Below are 4,159 nucleotides of genomic sequence, written 5' to 3' on the forward strand. Positions count from 1 at the left end.
GAGTACACCAACAATGACCCAAAAGCGCTCAGTTTCTTTGAGGCTTGTCTAACCCAACACAAACACCGGCTCAAATTCGCTCTAGGGATAAATGTCACTCCCGAATACGGGCCAGTGCGATTGATTAAGCATATTTTGGAGAGGGTGGCCATTAACTTTTCTGGTAAGCAGCGCCGTTTAGCGTCCGGTGAACGGCAGCGTTTTTATAAGGCAATTTTGCCTGAAGCAACCGGCTTCTCTCTGGACGTTCTCAAAGCTTATGAATTGCGGTTTGGCAATCTCATCAATCAACCTGAGAACACCGGCCCTCTTAAAGATGAGGTGTCACAGACTAACTCTTTAGGTAATTACTCAATAACGGAGTCTGTGACAAATCCCATAGAGCCGGTTACTCAACCAGAGGACACCGGCATCTCAACCGCCACCGGCATCCCAACCAACACCGGCGCTCTTAAAGATGAGGTGTCACAGACTAGCTTTGTAGGTACTTATCCAATGGTGGAGTCTGTGACAAACAATATTCAGAGATCCCACCAATCAGAGAACACCGGCACTATCAATAACACGCGTCCTCTTAAAGATGAGGCGTCACAGACTAACTTTATAGATACTTACTCAATAGAGCGGTCTGTGACAAATTCCATAGATCCGGTTACTCAACCAGAGAACACCGGCATCCCAATAAACACCGCCACCCCGGAAACAGGTTTGTCACAGACTAGCCTTTTAGGTGGTTACTCAATAGAGCAGTCTGTGACAAATTCCATAGAGCCAGCCCCTGAACCAGAGAACACCGGCATCCCACCGACCCATGAACCACAGGGGATATGTATTAGTTCAGTAGACCCGGCTCTTCACGAGACAATTGAAGGGTTTACTTATTTGGTTCGAGAAACGCTGGCCGGTGTCTATGAACTTGACAATCTTTGGCAGGGAATCTGTGCTCTATTTGAGGGTGTTGTTGAGGATGTTTGGAAGGGTGTCTGGCAACTTCTAAATTTAGAAGAACGCCAGCATATTATCCGACTACAGCAAGGTTTATAACCGGCCTTCCGTGAGCAGGAAAATTGGATACCTAATTTTTAAAGGCTTGGAAGAGTCTGATTTATGCTGCCATAAAATATTATGTAGCTAAGTAGACCCTTAGATAAAAACCTGTTTTGGTGGCTGGGTAATGTTGCTTGATTTTTAGAGCAATGGTCGTTAAAAAGGACGTTGCCCTATAAAGTTTCCTGGAGGGTTATAACGGCAAACCAAGATATCATTACCATTGACTCGAACAATCGCACAACCAACTTCTGTAGTGTTGCTCCAGACAACCTGGGTATAGTGACCAACATCTTGCCACTCTCCAGTAGAGCTAACATCGGGAAATATACCATCGACAAAATACTGCTTTTCGTTTCCAAAACTCTCAATCATTTGGGTATAACTAAAATAACCAGATGAACCCATCCACAAATTTTCACCTTCACCCGTGTTCTGGCTATGTTCCAATTTCCCTCCCAACGAAGCCAGGTAGTCGGCCCACTCCTGAGCATGATTGGCTAAAGTCTCAGACCAAGTAAGGGGCGTAACACCTACTTCTGCCCGATATTGGTTATGAGCATTGAGAATTTCTTGGCTCATTGAGATTTGACTTGTTGTTGCCGATGGGTTAACATTAGACATGATTTTTTCCTTTGTTTTGTGCAATTAATTTTTCTTTTGCTTGTATTCCCGTTGGTCAATAATTTCTGAAGGGCACCGCTGATAACCTTATTAATAGAGGTTTCGAGCCACTTCCCCTACTTAGAATATTCACTATATTTAGAAATGTCACTACCTTAAACTAGGACAATTTAGCTAATTTGATTCTGGTAATGATATCCGAAAAAATGGCTTCTATAGTTTTTCTGGCGTTGCTTAATGAGGGTATGAAAAAAATAAGCCCTAAAATCCCGATAGCAAAGCCTGCTGAAACGCCATAGCTTTGTGGATGCTGGTTTCTATGATTGGCATATATACCCTTTGATATCATTAATCAGCAAGGCCCCCCGAAAGTCGATGCCTGAGATCAGCCTTCTATTTAACTATTCAGTAAATAATGAAGCATCCTCACCAATACGCTGCAATATCTTTTGGCCAATGGTTGCGTATTGTGGGTTATCAATTAATCCCATACCTAGTAGGAGAACACCAAAATATATCGCCCATCCTTTAGCTCGTTGGAGGGTTAGTTTGGAAGCATTGTATTCTAAAGCAACTTTCTGACGGGCTTGTGGCTCAGAAAAAAGCATCCAAATTGCAGCCAAATCTGTTGCCGGATCCCCGACTGTGATATTTCCCCAATCTATAACTCCTGTGATTACACCATTTTCAACCAACACATTACGAGGGTAAAGGTCGCCATGTATCCAGGTTGGTTCCACATCCATTGGCGCGTCTAATGCTTGCTTCCAAACCTGTTCAATCGCTGGGCTAATTAAGGTAGAGACAAACTGCCAGAACGTCTGTGCTTGTTGTAAGCGCTGCATTCGTTCTGCAAAAAGCGCAACTTGATGATGTAACGGTAAACCTCTGAATTGGTTTGAGGGAGAATTCGGTGGTGCCGGAGTATGGAGCGCTTTTAAAAATGCCGCAAATCGTTGTGCTTGTTCGTGATTCAATTCTTGCCGGTCAGCCGTTACCCCGCTTAACCAAGGAACAACACTCCATTTCCAGGGATAGCCTTGGCCTGGAAGACCTAATCTGCAAGGGAGGGGAATCGGAATCGGAAGAGTTGGCAACTGGGGAAGCCAAATTTGTTCATGTTCAATGAAAGTGGCAGCAAGTTGGCGACGAGGCAGACGGACAGACAACTGCTCACCCAGTCGAAATATGAGATTATCCCAACCTGCATCTACTAGGTGGAGTGGCAAATGTGCTAAATCAGGATGTTGTGAGGTTAGAAGAGATTGAACTAGGGAGGCATCAATTTCAATTTCAGAAGCCGGTGTGTCAATACCTGGGATTTGCTGTGAGCTCATCTATGACCTCCTCAATTTATCTACACGAAGAAAAAAAGCCGCTTACGGAAATTAGTAAATCTGCTGTTTACAGGCTAACAATCTTTCAATAATCGGCCCCCACAAACCGTAATCAACCACCGAATATTCACCACGCCGGCAAGAGCGCACAGTAGCCATCAGCCTCCACCTCCCCTGTCAGCGACAACTAGGCATCTACTACCGGCAAGAGGCTACCGAGCAACAATCCCAGAACAACTGGCCCTCCTATTCAACCGGCCCCAGATTCAGCAGACCAAAAACCACATAACCACCGGCAATTAACCAGTACCATCAGCCACCGGCCACAAACCAGCAGCCACAAAATAAACGAGAGTATTAGCCACCGGCCACCGGCCACCAGGTCACAATTCCAAACCCACCGGCCTCCTCAGTCTCACCGACATCCCAGAGATTAAGCCCATCAACCAACTGGCAGGTCATTCAACCAATTAACAACGACAGAACCACCGGCTTTAAATCGAAGCAACATCACTCCAGAGATTCAGGCGTCACAGACGAGGCTTTTGGGTGCTTATCCAGTAACGGGGTCTGTGACAAATTGGTCAAACCAGGTGGGGGGAACCGGCTCTTTCTCGTCCATCCAACCGGCCCCCAAAGATGGCAATACCAATCCCTCGATCCAACCGGCCCCACAATTCACCGGACTACCCCCCCGATCCATCTGTGACAACCGTTATCCCATCCGTTCATCAATCCATCGGCGAGACGAAGCATACAGATATTCCGTCGGCTCTTTGGGCCACCAGCATTGAGTACAGTCCCACCGGCCACCGGCCATTAACGAGTAGCGAGACGAAGAGTGGCAATCGCGTACCACTAATCATAAGAATGTTCGTTTTGTGGTGCCGGTGCATAAAAAATATCTACCCTTGATCGGCAGTTGCAGAATATTCACACAATGAATGAAGGGGAAGCGTGGGGAGTTGGGAGACAGAAAAATAAAACCATTTTAGATAGGCCGGTGCCGATGTTGAAATCGTTGGATATTTTAAAGAGGCCGGTGCCGATATTGAATAATTGAATCTTTTAAAGAGGCCGATGCCACCTTATAAATAGTAGATATTTTTGGCAGGCCGGTGCCACCGCGCTCATAGTTGAATCTGGTAGCG

General features: G+C 45.9%; 5 protein-coding genes. 1 reads left to right on the top strand and 4 read right to left on the bottom strand.

Annotated elements, in window-relative coordinates:
- Positions 1-1,044 (top strand): hypothetical protein (locus NG798_RS26915; RefSeq protein WP_261226799.1); only part of this gene is annotated, 1,044 nt, incomplete at its 5' end.
- 159 nt (positions 1,045-1,203) lie between these two features.
- Here NG798_RS26915 and NG798_RS26920 read toward each other — a convergent pair.
- The 4 genes from NG798_RS26920 to NG798_RS26935 all read right to left on the bottom strand — a co-directional run bounded on the left by NG798_RS26920 (position 1,204) and on the right by NG798_RS26935 (position 3,867).
- Positions 1,204-1,671, bottom strand: a complete 468-nt coding sequence (locus tag NG798_RS26920; protein WP_261226800.1) for a CAP domain-containing protein — start codon at positions 1,669-1,671, stop codon at positions 1,204-1,206.
- A gap of 401 nt (positions 1,672-2,072) precedes the next feature.
- Positions 2,073-3,008 carry an aminoglycoside phosphotransferase family protein gene (locus NG798_RS26925; protein WP_261226801.1) on the bottom strand — a complete coding sequence of 312 codons (936 nt, stop codon included), beginning with the start codon at positions 3,006-3,008 and terminating at the stop codon, positions 2,073-2,075.
- A 553-nt stretch (positions 3,009-3,561) separates the two neighbouring features.
- The gene (locus NG798_RS26930) at positions 3,562-3,720 is read right to left on the bottom strand and encodes a hypothetical protein (RefSeq protein WP_261226802.1); all 159 of its coding nucleotides are present in this window, start codon (positions 3,718-3,720) and stop codon (positions 3,562-3,564) included.
- 3 nt (positions 3,721-3,723) lie between these two features.
- Entirely contained in the window at positions 3,724-3,867 is a 144-nt protein-coding gene (locus tag NG798_RS26935) for a hypothetical protein (RefSeq protein WP_261226803.1), read from the bottom strand.
- Positions 3,868-4,159 lie beyond the last annotated feature (292 nt).

Source organism: Ancylothrix sp. D3o, assembly GCF_025370775.1.
In the GTDB taxonomy this organism is placed as follows: Bacteria; Cyanobacteriota; Cyanobacteriia; order Cyanobacteriales; family Oscillatoriaceae; genus Ancylothrix.

Bases quoted from the DNA above. Each gene is read 5' to 3' on its own strand.
- NG798_RS26920 (WP_261226800.1), bottom strand. From the start codon at position 1,671: ATGTCTAATGTTAACCCATCGGCAACAACAAGTCAAATCTCAATGAGC.
- NG798_RS26925 (WP_261226801.1), bottom strand. From the start codon at position 3,008: ATGAGCTCACAGCAAATCCCAGGTATTGACACACCGGCTTCTGAAATT.